29 protein-coding genes are annotated in these 24,571 nt (G+C 64.0%); 15 read left to right on the forward strand and 14 right to left on the reverse strand.

Going from position 1 to position 24,571, the window contains the following annotated elements; all coding sequences use genetic code 11:
* Window positions 1–85: 85 nt before the first annotated feature.
* From VF769_RS07080 to VF769_RS07090, 3 genes are all read left to right on the forward strand, one after another.
* The gene (locus VF769_RS07080) at window positions 86–715 is read left to right on the forward strand and encodes a histidine phosphotransferase family protein (protein WP_331007684.1); all 630 of its coding nucleotides are present in this window, start codon (window positions 86–88) and stop codon (window positions 713–715) included.
* A 63-nt stretch (window positions 716–778) separates the two neighbouring features.
* The gene (locus VF769_RS07085) at window positions 779–1,144 is read left to right on the forward strand and encodes a response regulator (RefSeq protein WP_331007685.1); all 366 of its coding nucleotides are present in this window, start codon (window positions 779–781) and stop codon (window positions 1,142–1,144) included.
* On the forward strand, window positions 1,144–1,971 hold the full coding sequence (locus tag VF769_RS07090; RefSeq protein ID WP_331007686.1) for a protein-glutamate O-methyltransferase CheR: 828 nt from the start codon (window positions 1,144–1,146) through the stop codon (window positions 1,969–1,971). Before VF769_RS07085 ends, VF769_RS07090 begins: the two co-directional genes overlap by 1 nt.
* Here the strand turns inward: VF769_RS07090 and VF769_RS07095 are convergent.
* The 5 genes from VF769_RS07095 to VF769_RS07115 form a co-directional block, all read right to left on the reverse strand.
* Window positions 1,968–2,339, reverse strand: a complete 372-nt coding sequence (locus VF769_RS07095) for a hypothetical protein (protein WP_331007687.1) — start codon at window positions 2,337–2,339, stop codon at window positions 1,968–1,970. The two genes, VF769_RS07090 and VF769_RS07095, sit on opposite strands and share 4 nt — an antisense overlap.
* A gap of 538 nt (window positions 2,340–2,877) precedes the next feature.
* Complete coding sequence (locus VF769_RS07100) at window positions 2,878–4,314, reverse strand: hypothetical protein (protein WP_331007688.1); 1,437 nt, start codon at window positions 4,312–4,314, stop codon at window positions 2,878–2,880.
* A 63-nt stretch (window positions 4,315–4,377) separates the two neighbouring features.
* Complete coding sequence (locus VF769_RS07105; RefSeq protein WP_331007689.1) at window positions 4,378–5,664, reverse strand: HlyC/CorC family transporter; 1,287 nt, start codon at window positions 5,662–5,664, stop codon at window positions 4,378–4,380.
* Window positions 5,661–6,767 carry a 3-dehydroquinate synthase gene (aroB, locus tag VF769_RS07110; RefSeq protein ID WP_331007690.1) on the reverse strand — a complete coding sequence of 369 codons (1,107 nt, stop codon included), beginning with the start codon at window positions 6,765–6,767 and terminating at the stop codon, window positions 5,661–5,663. Before aroB ends, VF769_RS07105 begins: the two co-directional genes overlap by 4 nt.
* Entirely contained in the window at window positions 6,764–7,369 is a 606-nt protein-coding gene (locus VF769_RS07115; RefSeq protein WP_331007691.1) for a shikimate kinase, read from the reverse strand. The genes aroB and VF769_RS07115 overlap by 4 nt, the downstream gene beginning before the upstream one ends.
* Window positions 7,370–7,478: 109 nt before the next feature.
* On the opposite strand from VF769_RS07115, the gene VF769_RS07120 reads away from it, so the two are divergent.
* The 3 genes from VF769_RS07120 to VF769_RS07130 are packed head-to-tail and all read left to right on the forward strand — an operon-like array spanning window position 7,479 to window position 9,740.
* The gene (locus VF769_RS07120) at window positions 7,479–7,667 is read left to right on the forward strand and encodes a hypothetical protein (protein ID WP_331007692.1); all 189 of its coding nucleotides are present in this window, start codon (window positions 7,479–7,481) and stop codon (window positions 7,665–7,667) included.
* Window positions 7,668–7,681: 14 nt separating this feature from the next.
* The gene (locus tag VF769_RS07125; protein ID WP_331007693.1) at window positions 7,682–9,313 is read left to right on the forward strand and encodes a hypothetical protein; all 1,632 of its coding nucleotides are present in this window, start codon (window positions 7,682–7,684) and stop codon (window positions 9,311–9,313) included.
* Window positions 9,314–9,356: 43 nt separating this feature from the next.
* Complete coding sequence (locus VF769_RS07130; protein WP_331007694.1) at window positions 9,357–9,740, forward strand: group II truncated hemoglobin; 384 nt, start codon at window positions 9,357–9,359, stop codon at window positions 9,738–9,740.
* Here VF769_RS07130 and VF769_RS07135 read toward each other — a convergent pair.
* The gene (locus VF769_RS07135; RefSeq protein WP_331007695.1) at window positions 9,737–10,240 is read right to left on the reverse strand and encodes a pyridoxamine 5'-phosphate oxidase family protein; all 504 of its coding nucleotides are present in this window, start codon (window positions 10,238–10,240) and stop codon (window positions 9,737–9,739) included. The two genes, VF769_RS07130 and VF769_RS07135, sit on opposite strands and share 4 nt — an antisense overlap.
* Before the next feature lie 209 nt (window positions 10,241–10,449).
* Here VF769_RS07135 and VF769_RS07140 point away from each other — a divergent pair, with 209 nt between their 5' ends.
* The 4 genes from VF769_RS07140 to VF769_RS07155 all read left to right on the forward strand — a co-directional run bounded on the left by VF769_RS07140 (window position 10,450) and on the right by VF769_RS07155 (window position 13,416).
* The gene (locus VF769_RS07140; protein ID WP_331007696.1) at window positions 10,450–11,370 is read left to right on the forward strand and encodes a site-specific tyrosine recombinase XerD; all 921 of its coding nucleotides are present in this window, start codon (window positions 10,450–10,452) and stop codon (window positions 11,368–11,370) included.
* Between the two features lie 9 nt (window positions 11,371–11,379).
* Complete coding sequence (locus VF769_RS07145) at window positions 11,380–11,754, forward strand: hypothetical protein (protein WP_331007697.1); 375 nt, start codon at window positions 11,380–11,382, stop codon at window positions 11,752–11,754.
* Between the two features lie 99 nt (window positions 11,755–11,853).
* The gene (locus tag VF769_RS07150) at window positions 11,854–12,678 is read left to right on the forward strand and encodes a DUF4198 domain-containing protein (protein ID WP_331007698.1); all 825 of its coding nucleotides are present in this window, start codon (window positions 11,854–11,856) and stop codon (window positions 12,676–12,678) included.
* A 75-nt stretch (window positions 12,679–12,753) separates the two neighbouring features.
* The gene (locus VF769_RS07155) at window positions 12,754–13,416 is read left to right on the forward strand and encodes an SDR family oxidoreductase (RefSeq protein ID WP_331007699.1); all 663 of its coding nucleotides are present in this window, start codon (window positions 12,754–12,756) and stop codon (window positions 13,414–13,416) included.
* A gap of 1 nt (window position 13,417) precedes the next feature.
* On the opposite strand, the gene VF769_RS07160 is transcribed toward VF769_RS07155, so the two are convergent.
* From VF769_RS07160 to VF769_RS07170, 3 genes are all read right to left on the reverse strand, one after another.
* Window positions 13,418–13,729, reverse strand: coding sequence for a type II toxin-antitoxin system RelE/ParE family toxin (locus VF769_RS07160; RefSeq protein ID WP_331007700.1), 312 nt, complete (start codon window positions 13,727–13,729; stop codon window positions 13,418–13,420).
* Window positions 13,726–13,977: a hypothetical protein gene (locus tag VF769_RS07165; protein WP_331007701.1), complete on the reverse strand. Its 252-nt coding sequence runs from the start codon at window positions 13,975–13,977 to the stop codon at window positions 13,726–13,728. The genes VF769_RS07160 and VF769_RS07165 overlap by 4 nt, the downstream gene beginning before the upstream one ends.
* A 65-nt stretch (window positions 13,978–14,042) precedes the next feature.
* A complete protein-coding gene (locus tag VF769_RS07170; protein WP_331007702.1) occupies window positions 14,043–15,167 on the reverse strand; it encodes a zinc-binding dehydrogenase in 1,125 nt (374 codons plus the stop codon).
* Between the two features lie 71 nt (window positions 15,168–15,238).
* Between VF769_RS07170 and VF769_RS07175 the strand changes: the two genes are divergently transcribed.
* The gene (locus tag VF769_RS07175) at window positions 15,239–15,616 is read left to right on the forward strand and encodes an MmcQ/YjbR family DNA-binding protein (protein ID WP_331007703.1); all 378 of its coding nucleotides are present in this window, start codon (window positions 15,239–15,241) and stop codon (window positions 15,614–15,616) included.
* A gap of 109 nt (window positions 15,617–15,725) precedes the next feature.
* Window positions 15,726–17,120 (forward strand): MATE family efflux transporter, encoded by a 1,395-nt coding sequence (locus tag VF769_RS07180; RefSeq protein ID WP_331007704.1) that lies wholly within the window; start codon window positions 15,726–15,728, stop codon window positions 17,118–17,120.
* Window positions 17,121–17,182: 62 nt separating this feature from the next.
* On the opposite strand, the gene VF769_RS07185 is transcribed toward VF769_RS07180, so the two are convergent.
* Together VF769_RS07185 and ruvB are read right to left on the reverse strand one after the other, a co-directional pair.
* A complete protein-coding gene (locus tag VF769_RS07185) occupies window positions 17,183–18,562 on the reverse strand; it encodes a hypothetical protein (protein ID WP_331007705.1) in 1,380 nt (459 codons plus the stop codon).
* 217 nt (window positions 18,563–18,779) lie between these two features.
* The gene (gene ruvB / locus VF769_RS07190; RefSeq protein ID WP_331007706.1) at window positions 18,780–19,823 is read right to left on the reverse strand and encodes a Holliday junction branch migration DNA helicase RuvB; all 1,044 of its coding nucleotides are present in this window, start codon (window positions 19,821–19,823) and stop codon (window positions 18,780–18,782) included.
* Window positions 19,824–19,971: 148 nt separating this feature from the next.
* Between ruvB and VF769_RS07195 the strand changes: the two genes are divergently transcribed.
* On the forward strand, window positions 19,972–20,364 hold the full coding sequence (locus VF769_RS07195; RefSeq protein ID WP_331007707.1) for a YciI family protein: 393 nt from the start codon (window positions 19,972–19,974) through the stop codon (window positions 20,362–20,364).
* Here VF769_RS07195 and ruvA read toward each other — a convergent pair.
* Window positions 20,361–20,975 carry a Holliday junction branch migration protein RuvA gene (ruvA, locus tag VF769_RS07200; RefSeq protein ID WP_331007708.1) on the reverse strand — a complete coding sequence of 205 codons (615 nt, stop codon included), beginning with the start codon at window positions 20,973–20,975 and terminating at the stop codon, window positions 20,361–20,363. The two genes, VF769_RS07195 and ruvA, sit on opposite strands and share 4 nt — an antisense overlap.
* 215 nt (window positions 20,976–21,190) lie before the next feature.
* Here ruvA and VF769_RS07205 point away from each other — a divergent pair, with 215 nt between their 5' ends.
* Together VF769_RS07205 and VF769_RS07210 are read left to right on the forward strand one after the other, a co-directional pair.
* Entirely contained in the window at window positions 21,191–21,607 is a 417-nt protein-coding gene (locus VF769_RS07205) for a hypothetical protein (protein WP_331007709.1), read from the forward strand.
* Window positions 21,608–21,614: 7 nt separating this feature from the next.
* A complete protein-coding gene (locus tag VF769_RS07210; protein WP_331007710.1) occupies window positions 21,615–22,793 on the forward strand; it encodes a cupin domain-containing protein in 1,179 nt (392 codons plus the stop codon).
* Here the strand turns inward: VF769_RS07210 and VF769_RS07215 are convergent, their stop codons facing one another.
* Entirely contained in the window at window positions 22,794–23,267 is a 474-nt protein-coding gene (locus tag VF769_RS07215) for a DUF2269 domain-containing protein (protein ID WP_331007711.1), read from the reverse strand.
* Window positions 23,267–24,559, reverse strand: coding sequence for an SDR family oxidoreductase (locus VF769_RS07220; protein WP_331007712.1), 1,293 nt, complete (start codon window positions 24,557–24,559; stop codon window positions 23,267–23,269). The genes VF769_RS07215 and VF769_RS07220 overlap by 1 nt, the downstream gene beginning before the upstream one ends.
* Window positions 24,560–24,571 lie beyond the last annotated feature (12 nt).

Raw genomic sequence — 24,571 nt, forward strand, 5'->3', positions numbered from 1 at the left:
GGGTTGGCGCGGCGGCCACCCCAAGCGCATTAGACACAGCGCGAATCTCTCTATGGTTCCGGGTCTTCCCCGTTCGGAGCGCGCGATGATCGAGAATACGAAGCTGACGGCGCTTGTCGCCTCGCGCATCTGCCATGACATGGTCGAGCCGATGAGCGCGATCATTCAGGGCCTTGAGATGATCAAGGACGGGGATGGGAAAACCGACCCCGATGCGCTGTCGCTGCTTGATCATGGCGTCGGCAAAGCCTGGGCCAAGTTGGAATTTTTCCGCTTCGCGATGGCGGGCGCGACGGCCGAGGGCGACAGCGAACTGGAAGAAGGCCGCGCGGTGGCGATCAAATTGTATTCGGTGCTGAAACCGGAACTGGTCTGGTCGGCGCCGGCGGTGGCGATGCCGCGCCCGGCCGTGCGCGTGATCGTCAATTTGTTGCTGATCGCCAACGAATGCCTGCCGCGCGGCGGCAGTGTTGAGATTTCGGCGGCGAAACTGGCTGAGGGCGGCGAGGTCGTTGTGACCGCGAAAGGTCCGCGCGCGAAATTGCGGGAAGCCACGGCGACCGCCTTGCGCGGCGACGACGGCGAGCTTTCCGGCCACACCATCCAGCCGACGCTGACCAGCTTGCTCGCCCGCCAAGGCGGCGTTGAGCTTTCGACCCGCGAGAGCGAAGAGCAAGTCCAGCTGATCGCCCGCTCGCCGGCGTTCAAACTCTGAGCGCGTAAACACTCGTTAACCGCGACTTGCGCACTGTCGGGAACAACCGACGGAGCCTGATTCATGAGACGCTGCCTGATCGTGGACGACAGCCGTGTCATCCGCAAAGTGGCGCGACGCATTCTCGAAGACATGCGCTTCGAGATTGAGGAAGCGGCCGATGGCTTAGAGGCTTTGCAAGCGTGCCGGCGGCAGATGCCGGAGGCGATCCTGCTGGATTGGACGATGCCGGTGATGAGCGGCATCGATTTCCTGAAGCAACTCCGCAAAGAGCCAAACGGCGACAAACCCACCGTCGTGTTCTGCACCACCGAAAACGACGTCGAGCGCATTTCCGAGGCGCTGAAGGCCGGCGCCGACGAATATATGATGAAGCCGTTCGACGGCGACATCCTGCACTCCAAATTCGCCGAAGCGGGCCTCGTCTGATGCTCAACGACGCCGAATTCGCGTTGATCGCGCGCGAAGTGAAGCAGCGCTCCGGCGCGGTGCTGACGCGCGACATGAGCGGCGCCGCTGAAATCCGCTTGCAGCCGCTGTCGCGCCGCGAAGGCTTTGGCTCGGTCGGCGAGCTCGTAGGCGCTGCGCGGATTCGGCCCGACGGCACACTGTGGAACAACATCACCGACTGCCTCGCCCACGCCGAAACCCGCTTCTTTCGCGACCGCGCGCAGTTTGAAAAACTCCGCACCGAGATCATTCCCGCCGCCATCGCGCGGCGCGGGCATGAGCGCGTGCGCGTGTGGTCGGCGGCGTGCGCGACGGGCCAAGAGCCCTATTCGCTGGCGATGCTCGTCGACGACATGCGCAACGAAGGCGCCAACGCCGCGGTCGAGATCCTCGCCACCGACATGTCGCAGCGCCTGATCGATAAAGCGCGCTCGGGCCTCTACACCCAGTTCGAAATCCAGCGCGGGCTGCCGATCCGCAAACTGATCGCGCATTTTGAAAAGGCCGGCGATCTCTGGCGCATTTCCGATCGCTTGCGCGCGAGCGTGAAATACGAACAGCACAATCTGATGAAGCACCCGGGCGGGCTCGGCCAATTCGACATCATCCTGCTCGCCAATGTGCTGACCAGCTTCGACGCCGAAACCGCCGGCGCCGTGCTCGACCGCGTCGCGGATGCGCTGGCGCCGGGCGGCGTGATCATGTTGGGCGCGGGCGAAACGCTGCCCGACACCGCCAGCGGCTACACGCTTGAGAACGGCTTCGTCCGCCGCGCGAGTGATGCGGCGCGGGTCGCGGCCGCCTAATCCTCCCTTCCCGCCATACGCAATAAATCCTCTTCCGTGACCGGCGCGTCGCGCAGCAGCGGCGGCAGCGGCGCCCCCGCGCGCGTGGCGGCGCTGACCTGGCTCAGATAGTCGTCGCGCTCGGCCAGCCATTGCATGCGCTCATTGTTGGCGTCGACGAGCGCGCTGATCCAATTGAACAAATCCTCGCGCACGGCTTCGCTATCGACCGGCTCTGGCGCCGGCAAAGCCGCGAAGCGTTCAGCGGCGGCGGCCAAGCGCTCGGCGGTTTTGCTCCAGCGTTCGGCGGCGGCGAGATCGTGGCGGCGCACGGCGCGGTGCGCTTGCTTCAGCGCATTGCGGCCAGCGTCCGCGTGCGGGTTTTTCATGGCTTCTCCTTTCCCCCGCGCTTCAGGCAAGCGCCATCCTTGTTGATCTTGCGATCGAAAAAGAGCGGGGACGCGGTGGGTCGCGCCTTCCAAATTTGCGCTGCGTGACAGCGCTGACCGACGCGATCCACCGCGTCCCGATGATTGTTGGGCGCCGGCTCCGCTGCGGACGTTCTTTCACGCCAGAGAGACGGATCGCCGACGGCGTGCGGGTTGTCGTGTTCGCGACAAGCCCCCGCATCTCCCGCCGTTAGCGGCGGGCCACGATTTTGTGCGCGTTACGCCCGCGCCCAGGCAAACGAAGCGGCAAGCCTGCATCGCCTGCGTTGGGCGCGACCGCCTGCCCCGCATATCCGCGCGAACACCCGCGTTCGCCTTGCGGACACCCGGCAGATCGGCGCCGGGAGGCGGAGCGGCGCACAAGATCGCCACGCTCAATCACCACACGCCGCCTCGGTGCGAACAGGGTACCAATGCTCTTGGGATGCGACGTGTGGGGGGATGATAAGGGTGGTGGCGGGGGTGTGGGATAGATTTTTTATTCAGCGAGCTGAGAAAGCTTCGCATGGAGAATTTCGTCGATACGACGACGCCTCAAACCCACGACACCTTTCAACATATCTACAATATCGGAATCCTCTAAGGTAATAATGTGGCCGCGATCGTCTCGGGCGGTGTCGCGGCAGCGCCTCAACATCAATTGTGCATCCACCAACTCGCGACAACAGATGATGCCAAACTTACCGCGCGCTGGTGAAAAGCGCCCTGACATTTGATCCAGCTCTGGATTACCGAGGTCGCTAGAGTAGTTCTTACACTCTATCATGACCCAAGACGCCCTTGTCTGAGGACGCGCTAGCACAGTGCTAAAAAACCCGCTCTCAGCGGCATTTGTGAAAGATAGGTCGATACGCTTTCTACCCGAATGGATTTCCCGCTCTTTCACTGGCTGGATCAAATTTGGGTAGAACAAGAACGGCAGAACGCCAGTCATCAAGCTATGATATTTTCCGGCCGCTTTCATGCCTCGCGGCAGTCTCTCTAGTTCTTCGATCAATGCCTCTGCAAATCTGCGCTCGTTAAAATCGGGGTCGATCTGCCGATCTTGCAGCGCGCCTTCAGCTCCCTTCAGATTCTTATAGACTTCCAAGACGTGCGGATGCTCGCGAATGAAGTCCACCACATCGTCTTTCCTCTTTGGGCGGACGCGCTTAAGCGATTTCTTCGTGACATAAGGCTTCTTAGATTTACGAAAAAACTGCACCAGCGAAGAGCCGGCAGAGATATGCTCCGCCTGCAGAAACTCGAGCATGTGATAGTTGTAAAATTCCTGACTGTTGAGAGACAGGTTCAGGCGTACGAAATGCTTTGGAATCAAGAGGACCGGCTTGCCGCGAACGATTGGTCGCTTGACGTACTCTTCCTTCCAAGCTTGGGAGGAAGGGTCCCACATCGGACCCGACGGGTAGGTTCGATCGCCCAAGTCTATCTCAAGCAGATCGCACTGCCCTATCGTGTATTCGACGAGCTTTTCGCGAATGATGTTCGTCGTGAGATCGGACACCTTATCCCTTCCCACGCCTTCGACCATCAACTCGGTCTCGGACAAATCCGCCAAAAGACCGGTTTCGAAAGCGCGGCTTCGCCGCAATGCGCTTAACAGGTGGTCGGCTTGCTCGCGCCCCACGCCTCTGCCTTTGGGCTTCCCTTTGGACACCCCGATAAATGTGTCTTTCGGCTCAGAGAGATGCTCAGTGAGCTCACGTGCACGATGAGTGCGCCCGGCCCTCAATGCGTCAAGGACAGCGTTAAAATACGAATGGACGTATGCTGCACACTCAAGCGCGAGGACGTTCTGTTTTATCTCGATAGCGTACGGATCGAGAAAAACCCGCGTATCGTAGCTCGTTGAGACGTCAACGAAATCTAGCGCGCCTTGAGGCTTACCTAGCTTGAATGCCTTAGAAAATTTCAAATCAAAATTCTCAGCAACCTATGGCTGCCGAGATTACACGATTCCCGTAGCGACTGCGAATCGTTACCCCCCCTCCAAGCTCTCATCCTCCGCTTCCCGCTCCACCCTGAGCGCCGTCAGCTGATTGCGCTGTCTCCGCAGCACTTGGAAGCGATAGCCGTGGAAGGCGAAGCGTTGGCCGGGTTCGGGGATGGCTTGGGCTTCGTGGATGACGAGGCCGGCGATGGTGACGGCTTCTTCGTCGGGCAAATCCCAATTCATCGCGCGATTGAGATCGCGGATCGGCACTGTGCCGTCGACATTGACGCTGCCGTCGGGCTGCGGGCGCACGCCGACGACGGCGATGTCGTGCTCGTCTTTGATGTCGCCGACGATCTCTTCGAGAATATCTTCGAGCGTGACGAGGCCCATCAGCGCGCCGTATTCGTCGACGACGATGGCGAAATGCTCGCGGCGGCGCAGGAATTCGGCGAGCTGGTCTTCCGCGCTTGTCGTCACCGGCGTGAACCAGGGCTGGCGCATGACGCTGGTGATCTCGAAGCCGTCGCGGCCGTGCTCGGAGACGGCGCGCAACAGATCGCGCGCGTGCAGCACGCCGATAATGTTTTCCGGATCGTCCTTGTAGAGCGGCAGGCGGGTGTGGCTGGAGGCCATGGCCTGGGCGATGATTTCGCGCGGCGGCAGATCGGCGTCGAGCATCTTGATCGCCTTGCGGTGGATCATGACGTCGGCCAGCGTGAGTTCGGAGAGATCGAGCGCGCCCAGCAAGCGGTGGCGGGTTTCGGCTTCGACGCCGCCCTCCTCGGCGTGCAGCTCCACGGCGCCGGCGATTTCCGCGCGCGCGGCGCGCAGCACGTCCACGGTTTCATCGACGCGCACGCCGAAGAGCCTCAAGCCGTGGTTCACGATCCATTGCACGGCGGAGACGATGGGCGCGAGGAAGCGCACCATCCATTGCACCGGCAGCGCCACGGCGCGGGCGATATTGTCGGCGGCGGTGATGGCGAGCGTTTTGGGGCCGACTTCGCCGAAGATGAGCAGAAGCGGCGTCAGCACCACAGCGGTGATGACGGGAGCGAGATCGCCATAGATGGTGCTGAAGATGCTGGCCGAGATGGCGGACGCGAGCACTTGTACGAGATTGGCGCCCAAGAGCACCGCGCCGATCATGCGCTCGCGGTTTTCGTTGAGCTTGTTGACGCGGGCGGCGCGCTTGTCGCCTTCCCTTTCAAGCGTGGCCATGCGCGCGCGGGAGGCGCCGGTGAGCGCGGTTTCGGCGGCGGAGAAAAACGCGTTCAACAGGATCAGCGCCACGATGACGATCGCGGCGACGATAAGGGAGGTGGTCATTGGCTCTCTTCTTTGAGGAACGCTGTGAGCATATCTACGTCCGCGTTCTTCTGGACGAAGGCGTCGCCGATGGCGCGCGCCAGGATGAGGGTGAGCTTGCCGGCTTCGGCTTTCTTGTCGGCGCTCATCAGCGCGACGAGTTGGGCGATGTCGTGCGGGGCGCCGGGGCTGCGTCGGAGATCGGTGTTGAAGCCGGCTTGGGCCAGGTGATTGCGGACACGCTGGGCGTCTTGGCTTGGGATGAGGCCCAGCCGCGCCGAATGCGCGAAGGCGAGCGCCATGCCTGTGCCGACGGCTTCGCCGTGCAAGAGCGCGCCGTCATAGCCGGCGGCGGTTTCGAGCGCGTGCGCGAAAGTGTGGCCGAGATTGAGCAGCGCGCGCGGGCCGGCTTCGCGCTCGTCCGCCTCGACGATGCGGGCCTTGGCGGCGATGGCGGTGCGGATGGCGTGGCTTGTGGCTTCGGGATCGAGCGCCAGCAGCTTGTGCACATTGGCTTCGCACCATTCGAAGAAGGCGCGATCATTGATCAGGCCGATCTTCACGATCTCGGCGTAGCCGCAGAGCAGCTCGCGCGGCGGCAGCGTTTTCAGCACGTCCTGATCGGCGAGCACCAGGCGCGGCTGATGGATGAGGCCGACGAGGTTCTTGCCCTCCTCCACATCAATCGCGGTTTTGCCGCCAACGCTGGAATCCACTTGGGAGAGCAAGGTCGTTGGCATTTGCACGAAATCGACGCCGCGCATGACGAGGCCCGCGGCAAGGCCCGCAATGTCGCCAATGACGCCGCCGCCGAGCGCGAGGATCAGATCCTTGCGGCCGATGCCCTGCTGCAAGAGCCCGCGCGTGAGCTGCTCGAGGCCAGCGAAGCTCTTGGTGCTTTCGCCGGCGGGCAGCGTCACGGTCCAGCTCTTTAGGCCTTCGGCGTCGAGCGACGCCATGAGCGCGGGCCAATGCAGGCTGGCGACGTTTTTGTCGGTGACGACGAAGACGCGGCCGGACGGCGCGAACGGCGCGATCAGTTCGCCCGCGCGCGCGATCAGGCCGGGGCCGGCGAGCACGTCATAAGAGCGCTCGGCGAGATTGACGTGGATGGTGTCGGTCATTTCCGCTCGTTGAGATAAGTGCGCAGCGCCTCGAGCGCGGACGCGACAGCCGCGCTGTGCGGGCTGTTGATGGTTTCGACGACGATGTCGGCTTCGGCGTAAATGGGATAGCGCGCGTCCATCAGACGCTGCATCACCGCGCGCGGATCGTCTTCCTTCAGAAGCGGGCGATCATCGCGCTTGGCGACGCGCTTCATCAGCACGTCGAGCGGGGCTTTGAGCCAGATGGTGATGGCGCGCTCTTTCATCAGCGCGCGCGTGCGCGGGTCGATGAAGGCGCCGCCGCCGGTGGCGAGGATGTGGGCGGGGCGATCGAGCAGACGCTCGATCACGGCGCGCTCGCCGCGGCGGAACTCGCACTCGCCGTGCTGGGCGAAGATTTCGGGAATGCTCTGGCCGGCGGCGGCTTCGATCTCGGTGTCGGCGTCGACGAACGGCAGATCGAGCGCGTGCGCCAGGCGCCGGCCGATCGTGCTTTTGCCCGCGCCCATGAGGCCGACCAGCGCCACGGTGCGCGGCGGGGCGATCCCCTCCGCCAAGCGGCGCATGTCGGCGGCGGCATCATGGCGCTCACCGATCTCGCTGCTTTCCGGGCGGGTCACGAATCACCTCAACATGGCCTGCTATGGTTAAGCGCGGGCCGGGCTAGAAACTCGCCACATTTTGGGGGCAATCTCGCGCGCTCGCAACGGCAGGGGCTCAAAGAGGCACATGTTTAGACGCAGACGACGTCGTTCTTCCTTCTCCCGGCGGGCGCCGCCGCAGTTGAACCTCATCCTGATGGGCGTGGGCGTCGTGGCGTTTGTGGGGCTTTTTGTCTTCTTTGTCGGCCAATCGGACCGGCTCGCTCCGGAACCGCAAGAAATCCGCGTCGAATTGACCGACGCCTTCAAGCAATAACCAGAGGACGCTTCATGGTTACTCGCAAGCTCGCCTTGGCCGCGGCGCTCGGCGCCCTCGCGCCCATGATGGCGCACGCGCAACAGGCGCTGCCGGCGCCGATCGAGACGCAGGCGCTGCGCGAACTCGACGCCTGGAGCGTGAGCGCGCTCGCCCCCAGCCAAGGCGCGCTGCCGACGAGCTTGTGGAGCCAGAGCGATCCGGAGGTGCTGGCGCTGGTGCTGGATCGGCTGCCGGCTGTCTATGAATCGCCGGCGACGCTGAATTTGGCGCGGCGCGTGCTGTTCTCCGGCGGCGAGGCGCCGCGCGGCGATGCGAGTGCGGCGGCGCGCGAACGCTTCGAAGCGCTGGGCAAAATGGGCGCCGCGGATGAACTCGCGGTGATGGCTGCAGGCGCTGGGCCCGCGCTGGCGGATGTGCAGATCGCGCAATATGCGGCGCAGGCGGAACTGGCGCGTGGGCGGCGTGCGGAAGCGTGCGCGCGCGGGCGCAATGCGAATGCTGGTGAAGCGCCGCCGGCGTTTCTGCTGCGTCTGCGCGCCTATTGCGCGGCGGTGACGGGCGATCGCGCGGCGGCGGATTTGGCGCTGGAGTTCGCGCGCGCGGCGAACGCGGAAGATCCCTGGTACACCGGCGCTGTCGCCGCGGCCGGCGGCGCGCCGGGCGCACGGCCGCCAGCCGCGCGCTACGACAATTCACTTTCCGCGCAGCTTTCGATCGCGGCGAATCTGCGCCCCGGGCCGAACCCGCTCGCCAATTCTTCGACGCTCGCGATGGTGGCGCTCGCGCGCAACGATGCATCGCCGCAGCCGCAGCGCGCGCAAGCGGCGGCGTTGGCGTTCCGGCGCGGCGTGATCAGCGTGCAGGAAGCGCGCACGATCCTGGCGGCGACGCCGGCGGAGATTACATCCGCTGTGCCGCCGATCGTCACGGCGCTGCGCCGCGTGCAAGCGGCGGCGGCGTCCGCCACGCCGGGCGCGGCCGGTTCGCTCGAAGCCGCCACGGCGATCGCCGAGGTGCTGCGCCAGTCCTCGGCGCCGGCTGATTTCAATGCCGCCGCGCGCTTCTTCGCGGCGGATATCGCCGGCCTACAGGCGGCGCCCGATCAGGCTGGCGCGGTGCTGTTCGCGCGCGCGGCGGTCGCGACCGGCGACCGGCAGGTGGCGCAGCGTTTGATCCAGAGCGCCCGACAAGCCGGCGCCAGTGAAGCCGCCCTCGCTCCGCTCGATGCTGCGATGGCGGCGTTGGCGGGCGCGCGCGGCGAGCAAGGCACGGTGGCCATGCAACGGCGCATCGACGCAGGCGGCGCTTCGGGCGCGCGCGCGGCGGCGCGCGATGTGGCGATCCTGGCCGCGCTTGGCGCGCCGGTGAATGGCAGCGTGCAGCGCTTCATCCTCGCCAACGCGCCCCAAGGCGGCGCGCGCGCGGATGCTGGCGCGCTCGTGGCGCTCAGCGCGGCGGCGGAGCGCGGCGCCATCGGCGAAGGCGCTCTGCTCGCGGTTTTGGCTGCCGGCGAAGCCGGCCCGGCGCGCCTCGACGCGGAGTCCGTGGCGCAGATCATCCACGCGCTACGGGCGCTGCGCTTGGAAGACGATGCGCGCCGCATCGCCGCCGAAGCGATCCTGGCCGGGGCGCCGGCGAGCTGATCGAAATCAAATCCAACGCATCCGCCTGGCTCGATAAGGAGCCATGGATGCTCAAACCACGCCCTATGATTTGATTGGCGGCGCGCCCGCCGTGCGACGTTTGGCGGAGCGCTTCTACGCGATCATGGCCGAGGCGCCGGAAGCGGCGGCGGTGCGCGCGATGCATGGCGATGATCTGGGGCCGATCGTCGGCAAGCTGGCGGGCTTTTTGAGCGGCTGGATGGGCGGACCTCGCGACTATTTCACGCGCGAAGGTCGGCCGTGCATCATGAGCTTGCATCGGGCGCTGCCGATTGGTGCGCGCGAACGCGATGAATGGCTTTGGTGCATGCAACGCGCGCTCGCGGAGACCGAGGTCTCCGCCGAAGCGCGCGCTGTCTTGGAGCCGGCGTTTGCCCGCGTCGCTGAAGCGATGCGCACGCGCTAAGTGCGCGGCCCGTCCCGTAGATCGATATCAGCCTTTTTGTCAGCATAGTCTTGCTTGGGGTCCGCGCCGAGCAAGAGCTTCACGCCGGCAAACAGACTGTTTTCGTTGAGCCACACTTGGCCCTGCTCCGGATCGAAGCGGATCAGCTGCAGCTTGGGGTCATCCTTGCCGCCTTCGTACCACGCGGCCACATAGGGGTTCCAAAGTCGGTCAATCACGGCGCGGTCGTTGTTGAGCGTCAGATCGCCATCGAAGCAGGCAAACAGATCGTGCCCCTTGGAGACGAAATGCGCCATGCCCCGCTGGCCGGCGCCGATGGCTTGGACGAGATGCGTGTCCTTCGAGCTGAAAATCCAGATCGGACTGGCGGGATGGTCTTCGTCAAGCTGCGCGGTCATCGGCTGCGCATGCTCACGCGACCCGGCAATGCCCAACATGAGCGTGCGGTCGGATTTAAGGGCCTTCCAGAATTTTTCGCGGATTTCGGCTTCGGTTGTCATGTGGCGTTGCTCCCTTCGTCTTTGCGAACGGGCGCGGGCGGCAATCGTTCCAGTGCTCTGTCATCCCGACACGCGAAGTGTGGGCCCGGCGCTTCGGGCTACTCGCAATGCGGTTCCGATTCGGCCTTCCGCCTTCGTCCTTCGAACTTCGGTGGAGGAAGCAGCCGCCCTGGAATGACGGATAGTGTTTCATGCGCTAGGCATAGTGCGTGTCCGATTCAGCCCTGATCGAGGCGTTTCTTGAAATGCTCTCCGCCGAGCGCGGGGCGCGGGCGAATACGCTCGACGCGTATGCGCGCGATTTGGAGGATGCGCGGGCGCATGTGCGCGGCACGCTACTGAGCGCCGACGCCGCAGCGATCGAGGCGTATGTCGCGGGCCTCTCGCAACGCGGTCTGTCTGCGGCGACGACGCGGCGGCGGATTTCGGCATTGCGGCAGTTCTATCGGTTCCTGTTGCAGGAAAACACGCGAGCCGACGATCCGACCTCGCGGCTTGATGCGCCGAAGCGTTCGAAAGCGCTGCCGAAGACACTCTCGGTGGAGGAGATCGAGCGCTTGATCGATGCGGCCGCAAATCCCCGCGACAAGGCGCTGATCGAATTGCTGTACGGCGCCGGCCTGCGCGTCAGCGAATTGGTCTCGCTACCACTGCGCGCGGCCCCGAAGCCCGGACAAGCGCACATGGTGATCGAGGGCAAAGGCGGCAAAGAACGCTTGGTCGCGTTGGGCCGCCCCGCCCTCGCGGCATTGGCGCTGCACATGGAAACGCGAGAGGCGGCGCTGCCGAAACTGGAAGCACAGCGCGAGAAGGCCAAACGCTGGCTGTTTCCGTCCATGAGCGCCGCGGATGGCAAGATGACGCGCCGGCGCGTGGCGCAGATTCTGGAATCGGCGGCGGTGAAGGCCGGCATCAGCCCCTCACGCGTCTCCCCGCACGTGCTCCGCCACGCCTTTGCGACGCATTTGGTTGAAGGCGGCGCCGATCTGCGTACGGTACAGACATTGCTTGGGCACGCTGACATCGCGACGACGCAGATCTACACGCATGTCGCCGAAGGACGATTGAAGACCTTAGTGGAGACCAAGCATCCGCTGTCGCGCAAGCTGGAGCGCGATGATGAGGAATGAGGATCGCGCATGACCATGACACCACCGCCGCCGCCGCAACCAGGCCGTACCTCGGCCTTTGCAGTGTATGTATTCTACCTGCTTTCAATTCCGAGCGCGGCGCTGTTTGCCCTGGTTGGCGTCATTCTTGCGCTCGTGAGCCGCGACGGCGCGAGCCCTTTCGCGCGCTCGCATCTGGATGATCAAATTCGCATCTGGTTCATCGCCTTCTGGTGGAATGTAGCGCTGTTTTTGCTTGGCCTCGTAGGCTGGATCTTGACGATCGTGCTGATTGGGTTCCCGATCCTCTGGATCGTGGGGATTTTGTGGCTCGGCGTGATGATCTGGTTCACGATCAAGAGCTTTCTGGGCCTGCTTGCGCTGCTCGATAATCGCATGCGCTGATCACACGCGTGTGAAAGCGGGTTGATCCTTACGGCTCTGTAGTGTGTCTTAGGCGCACGAGGGGGGCGGGAGTTCCCGCGGGCAGCAGGCGAGAGAGAGATGAAGCGATTTCTGATGGCGGCGGCGCTGTTGATGGCGGCAGCTACGCCAGCGACGGCGTACACAGCATATCTGAAGCCCAACCAATTTTGGTCCAACGGCGAAGTGCAGGTGCAGGCGTCCTACGCCAACCAATTCTTCACGCCCGCAGTGGCGCTGCCGGCGAATGTGCGTCTGATCGATCCAGCCGGGAATGACGTGCTTCCCGATCGCGTCGCGGTCGAAGGAGCCGCCACGAATTTGACAACGAGCCTCGGCCGCGTCGGCACCTATCGTCTTTCGACAGGCGAAATCCTGGGGCCGGTGTCAACGGTGGTGGGCGTCGATGGCGCGTGGCGGCCCCAGGTGGCCGGCGAAGTGCTGCCGGAGGGCACGCCCACGGCGACGCTGCAGACGGTTACCGTGTCGGACCTCTATCTGAGCAATGGCCACACGACGCGCGGCGTTGTGGATCAAACGATTGGCCGCCTCGCGATCAAGCCGATCACGCATCCCAACCAAGTGGTTGCGGCCAACGGCTTCCAGGTGGAAGTCCTGTTCGACGGCGCCCCGCTCGCCAACAGCGCCATCGTGATCTACGCGGCGGGCGACATGGACAACGATCTCGATACGTTCGTTCCCACCGACGCCGCCGGCCGCGCCACCATCCCGCTGCCTGGCCCCGGCACATACGTCATCGCCGCACGCCATCGCGCCGATGCGCCGGCAGGCGCCGCCGCCGCGGTGCAGAGCTACACGACCACGCTAACGTTCGACGCGATGGCCGCGCCGCACGTTGAAACCGCGCCGCCACCGGAAGATCGCCGGCGCCGGCGGCGCAATTGATACGATCCGCATCACGGAAGTTTAGGCGCGCCCGCACGCTGTGCTGGGCGCGCCATCGTGAGGGAGAGGCTCATCATGGGCAGCATCGTCGTTACCGGCGCGAACCGCGGCATTGGTTTGGAGCTGTGCAAGCAACTGAAGGCGCGCGGCGCCGATGTGATCGCGGTGTGCCGCAAGAGCTCGCCGGCGCTGGATGCGCTCGGCGTGCGCGTGGAGGCGGGCGTCGATGTGGCGGACGCCGGCTCGATTGGTGAATTGGCCAAGCGACTCGCGGGCGTCGAGATCGATACGCTGATCAACAATGCCGGCATTCTGCGCGGGGAGAATTTGGACACGCTCGATTTCGCTGGCGTCATGCAACAGCTCGAAGTCAACGCGATCGCGCCGTTGCGGGTGACGGCCGCACTGCTGCCGCAGCTGCGCAAAGGCGGCAAGGTCGTGATCACGACCAGCCGCATGGGCTCGATCGCCGACAATGGGTCGGGCGGCTATTATGGCTATCGCATGTCGAAGGCGGCGGTGAACGCCGCCGGCGTTTCGCTCGCGCGCGATCTGGCGCCGCGCGGCATCGCCTTGGCGCTGATCCATCCCGGCATGGTGGCGACGGAAATGACCGGCGGACACGGCATCCCGGTGGAGGAATCCGTGCGCGGCTACCTCGCGCGTATCGACGAAACCACACTCGAAAACACCGGCCGCTTCTGGCACGCGACAACGGGCGAAACGCTGCCGTGGTGAGTTAGCGGGTTGGCCACGCGCCCGGCGGCCAATCCATCGACGTGTGGATGAGGTGCAGGATGTAAAGCACGTCCCGGCCCTTTGCGTCGCGCCGCACCTCGTAGGCGATGATATAAGAAGTCCGTGCGACCACCTTCTCGAACGTACCGGCCACCCGCCCCTGCCGACCTGAGTTGAAGTATTTCAGCCTTCCGATTGCATGGCGAATGCGGCGCCCCACCAACGCCGCCGCCTGAGGACTTTCCACAGCGATGTAAGCAAGTGCGTCCAAATACTCGGCGCTTGCCGCCTCAGACCACTCGACACGCCTCACTTCCGAAGCTGTTGCGCGGTCTCAATGATTTGCGCGGCGCGGCGCATGACTTCATCATGTGCAATCGTACGGCCAGCACTCACGTCATCCTGGCCGCGCTTGATCTTGCTGAGGATATCCGCCTCGCGTCGCGCGAACGCGGCCAGCGCCTCGGCGGCGATGGCGTCCTTCGACTGCCTGCGTGCGGTCGCTAGCTCGTCTAGAGTCGCCTCGGTCGCGGCGTCGATCGGCACGGTAAGATCGGACATGGCGCCAATCTACCATATTCCGCCTTCGGCGCTAGATCGGCCGCCGACCCGTGCGGACGCGGATTCTAGCGGGTCGGATCGATCAGATATTTCTCGCCGGTCGCCTTCTTCGAGTACGCCAGCAAGATCGCCGGATCGAGCGCTTCAGCGAGCGAGATCGTTTTCGTGTAATGGCTGGCGAACGTGGTTTTCAGTTCGGCCAGCACACGTTGGCGCAGGCGATTGGCTTCGGCCATACCGATTTTTTGCAGGAAGTACGTCAGCAAAAAGCCGCTCGCGCCCCAGGCCATGCCGACGCCGGAGCCGATTTCGGTCGGGCGAATGTCGAGCCGGCCATAGATATAGACTTGCTTGTGCACGGCTGAACCGTAGCGACTATAGGCGCCCGGCTTTGAGTTTTGCGCGATTTCCATCGCGGTGAGAATCTGGCCGGCGAGCTTGCCGCCGCCGATGGCGTCGAAGGCGAGCGTGGCGTCCGTCTCCTTCAGCGCGGCGACAAGGTCGTTCATGAAATTCGGCGAGGTCGAGTTCACGACATATTTGGCGCCGATGTCGCGCAGGATGCGCTCTTGCTCTTCGCTGCGCACGATATTCACCAACGGCACGCCATCCTTGATGCAGATCTTGTTGAGCATCTGGCCGAGGTTCGACGCAGCGGCGGTGTGGACGAGCGCTTTGTGGCCTTCGAGGCGCAGCGTCTCCACCATGGAAAGCGCGGTCAGAGGATTGACGAAGCAGGAGGCGCCTTCGACGGCGGTCGTCCCTTCCGGCAAGGGCAGCACTTCGACGGCTTTAATCTTACGATATTGCGCGTACATGGCGCCGCCGACCATGGCGACGGTTTTGCCGAGCAAAGCTTGCGCATTGGCGCCGGCCTTCACCACCACGCCCGCGCCCTCGTTGCCAATCGGCAGCGATTGATCGAAGCGCGAGGCGAGCATCTTGATCGCCACTTCAGGAATCTGCGCGGTGACGACGATGTTTTCGCCCGCGCCGCTGGCTTGCAAGGTGGAGAGATCGGCGGGGCCGGTGAGCAGACCGAGATCGGAAGGATTGATGGGCGCAGCTTGCACTTGGACGACGATTTCGTCCGGGCCAGGCTCCGGCACCGGCACGCGCACAAGCGAGAGCTCCAACTGGCCGTTCGGCTTCACCAAGGTCCGCATTTCAAGACCGGTTTCGTGCGCCATGATCGTCTCCCTCTTATCTGCAGGTGAATTAGGCGTGTGGGCGGAGCGGTGCAAGCAGGCTATGATGGCCCATGCCGCAAACGCCGCATCAGCGCGCCGAGGCCGAGCTCACCGCGTACGGCCTCACCTTCCCGGAAACCAGCGCCGGCCCTGGCTGGACGGTCACGCGCGCGCTTTATGTGCGCAAGAAGATGTTCGCGGTGTTTGGTGAGAAGGGCGAGCCGCGCGATGCGCTGACCTTGATCATGAAGCTGCCGATCTCGGCGGAGATGGCCGAGGAGCTCGCCTTCGTGCGGCCGGCGAAGGGCTGGTACAAGCAGCACAATTGGGTGACGGCGCATTTCGAGCCGGACGACGACATCCTCGCCGAGATGGCGACGCTCAAGGGCTGGTTGAAGCAGAGCTATGTGGCGGTGGCGCCGAAGGCGCTGGGGCGTGTTCTAGGCTAACAGGCATCTCCCGCCATGACCGATATGGGCGACGGCGGCGCCAACAACAAGACTGGCGCGGCGCGGTGTTTTCGGTAGAAGCGCGCCCTTCGCCATTTTCGGAGCCTTGATGTCGCAACAGACCGCCGCCGCCGCGCCGAAGCCGCATGCCCGCGTCGACCTCACGCAAGGGCCGATCGCGCGGACGTTGCTTTTGTTCTCGCTGCCGGTGCTGGGCACCAGCGTGCTGCAATCGCTGAACGGCTCGATCAACACGATCTGGGTGGGCCGCCTGCTGGGGCCCGAGGCGCTGACGGCGACGACGAACGCAACGCTGATTTTGCTCTTTCTGCTCGGCACGTTGTTCGGGTTGGGCATGGCGGCGACGATCCTGGTGGGTCAGGCGGTGGGCGCGCAGGATTTGACGCGCGCGAAGAAAGTCGTCGGCACGACGACCAGTTTCTTCCTGGCGTTTTCGCTGCTGCTGGCGATCGGCGGTTATGCGGGCGCCGCGCAGATTCTCGATCTGATGGGCACGCCGGACGAAGCGCGCGCTTTGGCGGAGACGTATCTCCGCGTGATCTTTCTCTCGATGCCGTTCATGTGCGTGTTCGCGCTGTTGGTGATGGTGCAGCGCGGCGCGGGCGATGCGCGCACCCCGTTCGTGTTCACGACGCTGGCGACCTTGTTGGACATCGCGTTCAACCCGATTCTGATCAGCGGCCTTGGCCCCTTCCCGCAAATGGGCATTGCCGGCTCGGCGACGGCGCTCTTGCTGTCGCAAGCGATCGGGCTCGGCGCGATGGTCGCCTACATGTATGCGCGCAAGGCCGATCTGCGGCTGACGCGCGGCGAATGGCGGCTGCTCAAGCCCGACGCCGATCTGGTGCGCATCATCGTCGTCAAGGGCCTGCCGATGGGCGCGCAGATGATGGTGATCTCGCTCTCCGGCCTCATCATGATGAGCATGATCAATGGCTATGGCGCCGAGACGGCCGCCGCCTATGGCGTGGCGTTTCAGCTTTGGGCCTATGTGCAGATGCCGGCGATGGCGATCGGCGCGGCTGTTTCCTCGATGGCGGCGCAGAGCGTCGGCGCGCAGAAATGGGCGCGCGTCGAACAGAGCGCGTGGACGGGCATTTGGATCAATGTGGTGCTGACGGGCAGTCTCGTCGTGCTGCTCTATCTGGTCGACCCTTACATTCTCGGCCTCTTCCTGCCCGGCCAAGCCAACGCCATCGCCATCGCCGAGCATGTCAATGCGATCGCCAGCTGGAGCTTCATTCTGTTTGGCGTGACCTTCGTGCTATTCGGCGTGGTGCGTTCGACCGGCGCCGTGCTCGCGCCGCTTTTGATTTTGGCGATCTCGCTGTTCGGCGTGCGCATCGGCTTTGCAACTTTGATGCAGCCTGCTTGGGGCGCAGACGCGATCTGGTGGAGCTTCCCGATCAGCATGGCCGTGTCGGTCTGCTTAGCGCTGGCGTATTATCGCTGGGGCGGATGGCGGAAGGCGCGGATGAGTTGATGGGCAGCGAATGTTTTTCGAGAAATAGTTGGGGGACAGAAAGGCCCATCCCCCAACTTCAACTACACGCGGTGCGCCCGCCGCAAGATCTCGGTCTCGAAGGCATCGATCACGTACGCATAGGAGCCTTCGTTCTTGCCGATTTTTTGAGGATCAAGAGAAAAGGCGTCGAGGATCACCCGATATTTCTTCACGATGGTATCAAGGTGCTCATCGAGGAAGTCGACGGGATCTTCTGCCCACTCGACGGCACCGGCTTTTGAAACTCGCATCAGCGCCTTCAGACCATAGACGAGAGGCATGATGAGTCCATCTGGATACCGATACTCAACGGGCTCTTCGGTAAAGTGGGACAACGGTTGCGAGTGCATGTCCTTGGCCATCTTGACGATGTCGAGCTTACCAAACTTGCCGTCGGCCTTGTTGTAGGCCGCGGGAAAGTCGATGTAGATTTTGTCGTAGAGCACGGGCAATGACGCTGCGATTCTAAGCGCACTCCGGACAGCCTCGTTATGCAGTTCACGCGTATACTCTCCGCCCGTCGGCTTGGACACCGCAGGACTCCCCATCAGCCGATCGAAGAGCTTCACGCACTCCCCTTTGTTACGATAGATGTTTTGCGGAACCGGCGGCTCAACCTTCCTACCATCCTCGTCGTGCGGCAAGGCCAACAGGGAAAGAGGAATCCAAGATAAAGCGATCAGATCGCGGACGCGAATGTCGCCGCTTTCGTTGCTCTTCCATTCAATTCTCGCTGCGATGCTGGGCGGCAGAGCCTTCCGCAGCTCTTCGTAGAAGCCTTTTTTGTTAGCGCGAGTTTCAAGCGTTAGCTCGTGGTTGTTGTTTCGCGCCGCGCATATATCGAGCAATGAGTTATTGAATTGATCAACAACGCCATTGTCCTCAACGTCGGAGGGAACGAGAATTTCCAACGGGACAAGAAAATTCAACTCTTCCGAATTTGCATCCTCGCCCGTTGAGGCGCGCTTCAACGCATGCACAGCAGCGCGGTTCTCGTGCCACGCGTCTTTGAAATCACTCCACCGTTTGATCTTCTGTCGAAGACGCTCATCGCCAGTGGCCGCAACAAGAATATGCGTTCCGATCGCGAGCATATTGTGTCCGCCGTCAAGGATACCCTCGATGCGGGGGTTCACGAACCGAAGCTCGTACCGCTTTCTATCAAGCGCATCGTAGTCGGACGCGCCTACCAAGACGCCTTTTGTCTTAAAGGGAAACGTTTCGGGCGTTTTCTCGATACTCTCGCTGATCGCTACCGTTACAGGTCCGGCCTTGGCCGACCTTGGATTAGCTTCGAGATCCGCAGCATCAAAGAGCGTGAGCATGTTCGCAGCACGCACAAAACCTATGATGCGACGCACAGGTCCTTCAACCTGCTCCGCAACCTGTTCGTATCGAACGATGATTTTGTTCGGGTCCATATTTCAGTTCTCCATACAGAGAACCGCTTCGGGGATCCGTTGGACCGACGATCAAGCACATTACGCCTCCGGCGCAATAGCGATCCTGACTGCTGTCCAGCAGAAACTTCCAAAGCCGTTCCACAGCTTCTTTTCCAGCCCCCATCCGGAGGCAACCCCAAGTTGCCGTAGATTCGCCCGTTCGTCAACCACGCCGTCTCCGCATGGCTCGAGCCCCCTACTCCTCCCCGAACAACGCTCCCGTGCTCGGTTGGATCGGCGGCGGCTTTTTGCCTAGGCGCTCGTACGCTTTCGGCGCAGCGACGCGGCCGCGTGGGGTGCGCATGACGAAGCCTTGCTGCATCAGATAGGGCTCGATCACGTCTTCGATGGCGTCGCGCGCTTCGGCCAACGCGGCAGCCAGCGTTTCAACACCGACAGGGCCGCCGCCATAGGTTTCGACGAGGGCGTGCAGATAGCGGCGGTCGAGCATATCGAGGCCGTCGCTATCGACATCGAGCCGCTTCAACGCAGCGTCCGCCACCGCCGCATCGATCGCGTTTTCGCCGGCGAAATCGCGCACGCGACGCAGCAAGCGAATGGCGACGCGCGGCGTGCCGCGGGCGCGCTTGGCGATCTCCATCGCGCCTTCCGGCGTGATCGGCATGTTGAGCTTGCCGGCGCCGCGCGTGACGATGCCAAGCAAATCTTGCGCGCTATAGAACTCAAGCCGCAGCGGGATGCCGAAGCGATCGCGCAGCGGCGTGCTGAGCAAACCGGCGCGCGTCGTGGCGCCGACAAGCGTAAAGGGCGCCAGATCAATGCGCACGCTGCGCGCCGACGGGCCTTCACCGATAATGATGTCGAGGTGATAATCCTCCATCGCCGGATAGAGAATTTCTTCGACCGCCGGCGCGAGGCGGTGAATTTCGTCGATGAACAGCACGTCGCGCGGTTCGAGATTGGTGAGCAACGCCGCGAGATCGCCCGCGCGCGCGATCACCGGCCCGCTGGTGGCGCGAAAGCCGACGCCAAGCTCGCGCGCGACGATTTGCGAGAGCGTGGTTTTGCCCAAGCCCGGCGGGCCGAACAGCAAAGTATGGTCCATCGCCTCGCCGCGCGCGCGCGCGGCCTCGACGAAAACCTGAAGATTGGCCTTGGCCGTGGGCTGGCCGACGAACTCGTCAAAGCCGGTGGGGCGCAACGCCCTGTCGGCGCCCTCCCCGGGCATTTTCTCCGACGTAAGAATCCGTTGGTCGGGGCGTTCTGCTGGCTCGGCCATGGACCTTCCTAGCGCGATTCGGGTTTCCGGATTGTTCTGGCCTGCTCTAGTCGCCAAGCTGTGGATAAATCGGAAAGCGCAACGTCGGCGCCGCAGGCTGGCGTTCGTCCTTGGGGCTGGCGCGTTATGCCAGCCACGGAGCAGATTCATGCGTTACATGTTTTTCGTCATCGCCCCGCCGTCAGACGGCCCGCCGCCGCAGGCTCTGATGGATGCAATGACCCAATTGATCGAGAAGCGCACCGCCGATGGGTCGCTGATCGATACGGGCGGCTTGTTCCCGATCCAGATGGGCGCCCGCATCAGCCTGAAGCGCGGCGAGATCAATGTGATCGATGGGCCGTTCGCCGAGAGCAAGGAAGTCGTCGGCGGTTACGCCATCTTTGAATTCGCGACGCGCGCGGAAGCGCTGGCAAGCGCGGTTGAATTCATGGAAGTGCACCGCGACCACGCCCCAGGTTGGGAAGGCGTATGCGAGATGCGGCCGATGGTCGGCGCGGAAGATCCCAATTGCGGCATGGGCGACAGCCATGCGGCCTAGCGGCTGACTTCCTTCAGCGCCGCGCGGATGAGTTCGGGCGCCGGCGCGTCGGCGGCGAATTGCTTGGCGGCGTTGGCGACGGCGCGCGCGGCGCTCGATTGGTCAATGCCGAGATTGACCAGCGCCGACACCGCTTCCGCGCGCGCGCCATTGGCGGCGGGCGCGGCGCTTGCTGTGCGCGCGGCGCCGCCGGCGATGGAGAAGAAGCCTTTCGGCCCGGCCTTACCGGTGAGTTCGGTGGCCAAGCGCGCGGCGAGCTTTGGACCGACGCCATTAGCGCGGGCGAATGCGGCCTTGTCCTGCAAGGCGATGGCGTCGGCCAGCACTTCGGGCGGCATGGCGTCGAGAATGCCGAGCGCGACCTTGGCGCCGACGCCCGGAATGGTCTGCAGATGCGCAAACCAGGCGCGCTCTTCTTCGCTGGAAAATCCGAACAGGCGGATCGCGTCTTCGCGCACATGCGTTTCGATGAAGAGCTTTGCCGGCGCGCCGACCGTCAGCCGTGCCAGCGTGCGCCCCGCCGCTTGCACCACATAGCCGACGCCATTCACGTCAATCAAAGCGGTGTCCTCACCCACCGCCGCAACCACGCCGTTCAATGATCCGATCATGAGATTAGGAGTGCGCGGATTCGGGCGGCGGCGAAACGGACGGCGCGAACCACCGCCGCCCCAACCCCCGTTTGCAGGCGATGTCGAAATATCCTGTTGCGATACGTTCGCGCGTGTCGGGATTCCGGCTCTGTGATACCGATTCTGATGTGAGGGATAAAGTTTTTGCGATCGGCTCGCAGTAACGGGCCGGCGTGGACTTTCGGGGGAAATGAATGTCTGAAAAGAAGCGTTTAAACCGTCGTTCGTTCATGGCGCGCGTCGCGGGCGCGGCCGCCATTGTGGGCGGCGCGACGGCGGCGGTGACCGGCGAAGCGGCGGCCCAGAATTATACCGGCCGCACCGATAGCGACACCGGCTCTTACGCGGACCGCGCCGGCTACGGCCGCACGGGCGCCACCGACAGCGACACTGGCAACGGCGCGGACCGCGCCGGCTACGGTCGCGGCGGTGGCGGCGGCGGTGGCGGCGGTCGTACGGGGCTGACCGACAGCGACAGCGGCGGCAACGCCGACAATGGCGGCAACGGCCGCGGCGCCACCCGCAACTCGCCTTCGGGCCTGACCGACGGCGACAGCGGCTCCTACGCTGACCGCGCCAATTACGGTCGCGGCCCACGCCGCAACTGGTAAGTCGTCCGTGACATCGCGCGAGCCTTGGCTCGACGATCCGCTTGGGTACCTGATTGGGCCCGAGCGGATCGAGACGTTTTTCGCCAAAACGTACGAACGTGAAGCGCTGGTCGTGCATCATAATGCGGCGCGGCGCTTCGACGGCTTATTGAGCATCGACGATGTCGATCGCATCGTCACCAGCGTCGATCTGCGCGAGGGACAACTCGCGCTGGCCGACGCCTCGCGTGAGATGAGCGCCAGCCAATATGTCGATGCGTCGGGATTCATCGATCGCGGCGCGGTGGCCGATCAATATCGCGGCGGCGCGACCATCATCCTGAACCAAGCCCATCAAGTCGAACCGAAGCTCGCGCGCTTGTGCAAAGGCCTGGAGCACGTGTTCTCGTCGCACGTGCAGGCGAACCTGTACCTGACCCCCGCCAATGCGCAGGGTTTTCGCACGCATTACGACAATCATGATGTGCTGGTGATCCAGGTCGAGGGCGAGAAGGCCTGGCGCATTTATGACATGCCGATCGAGGCGCCGTTCCGCGGCGAAGGCTTCGAGCCGGGCAAACACGAGACCGGCGCGCTGCGCCAGGAATTCGTGCTGAAGGCGGGCGATTGCGCTTACGTGCCGCGTGGCTTGATGCACGATGCGTTGACGTCCGGCGAGCAGCCGTCGCTCCACATCACCGTCGGCCTGATCACCCGCACCTGGGCGGACTTGATTCTGGAGGCGGTGTCGGAAGTGGCGCTGCGCTCGCCGGAATTGCGCCGCTCGCTGCCGGCGGGCTTTGCGCATCCGGATTTCAACCGCGACGCCGCGCGCAAGCAGCTTTCGACGCTTGCGGGCCTGTTGGCGCAGGAAATCAAACTCGATCCGGCGCTCGATCTGATGGTGGACACCTTCATCCGCTCGCGCCCCGCCGAAAACCGCTTCTCTATTCTCAACGCCAGCAAGAGCATCGAAGCCAGCGATCGGTTTGTGCTGAAGCGCCACGCGCCCTTCCGCATCGCCGAGGATGGCGACGATATCGTCGTGATCGGTCCCGGCGGCGATCTCGACTTCACGGCTGCGAACCGCCCCGCCCTGGAGCGTGCGCTGAACGGCGAAGTGTTTGGCTTGAGCGATCTCAAGGGCGACAAGATTGATGCGCTGGTCTCGACGCTCTTGGCGTACGGGTTGATCGTTCGCGTCTGATCACCAGAGAGCGGGCCGCTCCAGCATCAGATAAAGGATCGCCAGCACCGCCAAGAATGCGGGAAAGCCGCAGGCGAACCAGATGCGGTAGAGTGTGTGATAAGCGTCCGGCAAGGGCGCGTTGCTGGCGGCTGCAGCGCGCGCGAGATCGCGCAGGCGGTGCTGAATCCATACAACCGGCAGCCAGAACGCACCGGTAAGCCCATAGAGCGCGAGCGAGAGCACGATCCAGCTTTCGCTGAAGCTCCAGCCCAATTGGTAAGCCAGCAGCGCGCCAGTAATGGGCTGGGCGATGACGGCGCTGGCGGTGAAGAGCCAATCGGCGATGACCACGATCGACGCGGTATGCGCGATCAAGCGCGCGTCCTTGGTGCGGTGGGCCATCACCATGAAGAAGGCGATGCCCGCGCCCGTGCCGAGCAATACACAGGCGCCGAGGACGTGGAGCCAGCGCAATAGGATGAGCGGGTCCATCAGCGTTCACCCACGAACGCGGCGACAGCGAGCGCAAGCGCTATGCTCGGGAATATTTTCACGAACGGGCCGAGCGGGTCGGCCCAGAGATGTGGCGTCAGCCACGTCCCGGCGATGAGATAGAGCAGCGAAAGCGCGACCGCGGCCAGCGCGGCCGCGCGCGTGAAAGGACGCAGCAACACGCCGAGACCAATCGCGATGTCCGCCACCGCGCCGCCAAGCACGAGCGCCATCGCCAGCTGTGGCGACACCGCCCCCTCCAACACGCGCGCCGCCGCGTCACGCTGCGCGATGCCTATCGCGCCGGACGCAAGCCAGAAACCCGAGAGAGTCAGCGCCAAGAGCGGCAGCAGTATTTGCACGCGGGCGTAAGCGCGCTCCTGCGCCGTCGCCGGCAACGACGCCAGGGTCTCGTCGAGCGATTTGAGTCTGGCGCCAGTCGCCGCCGCCCACGCGCGACCATCGCCTTTCACATCTTGCGCCAACACACGCAGCGCCGTGGAGCGCAGCGGCGAGCGCCATCCTAACCAGCCTGCAAGGTCGGCGAAGAGAGCGATGCAATAACCAAGCGCCGTGGGCAGTTCGATACGCAATCGCGCGGGCGAGAACCCAAGCCACGCGCGGAATTTGGCGATGACATCGGCTAAGGCATGGCTCTGCGCCTCGGCCAGATCATAGTCTCGGCGCGCCTCGACTTTCCCCTCAAGCGCCAGGCGCGCAGCGTCGGCCACATCGGTGGCGGCGACACTCTGCACCCTGCTCTTCCCCAGCACCTGCACTTGCGCGCATGGCAGGGCCGCCAACATGCGCAGCAAGGATGTCCCGCCATACGCATTGGCGCTGATCACGAGCGCGGGCTTGAGTATGAACCAGTCCAATCCGCTCGCGCGCAGCGCCGCGTCGGCGACGCCCTTGGTGCGCATGAACGCCGTCGGCGCATCGACCGCCGCGCCGGGCGCGGATATTTGCACGAAGCGTATGGGCTTGCCCGCGCAGGCTTGGATCAACGCGACGATCGCGTCTTGCTGCGTGGCGCGAAGATTGTCGCGCGCGCCGTCCTGCAGCGCGCCGGCGGCGTTGACGATGGCGTCGACGCCGGCGATGTGCGGCGCCCATGCTTGCGGCGTTGTGAGCGCGGCGATATCGGCGCCGATCCAGGCAATGTCCGGGGCGGCCGCGCGCCCTTTTGCCGTCGAGCGGCCAAGCCCAACGACCTCATGCCCTGCGGCCCGCAGACAGCGCACAATCTCAAGCCCGATCAGGCCGTATCCGCCAAGCACGAGTATCCGCATGCCCACACCCCC

The organism is Vitreimonas sp., assembly GCF_036392335.1.
GTDB lineage: Bacteria > Pseudomonadota > Alphaproteobacteria > Caulobacterales > Aquidulcibacteraceae > Vitreimonas.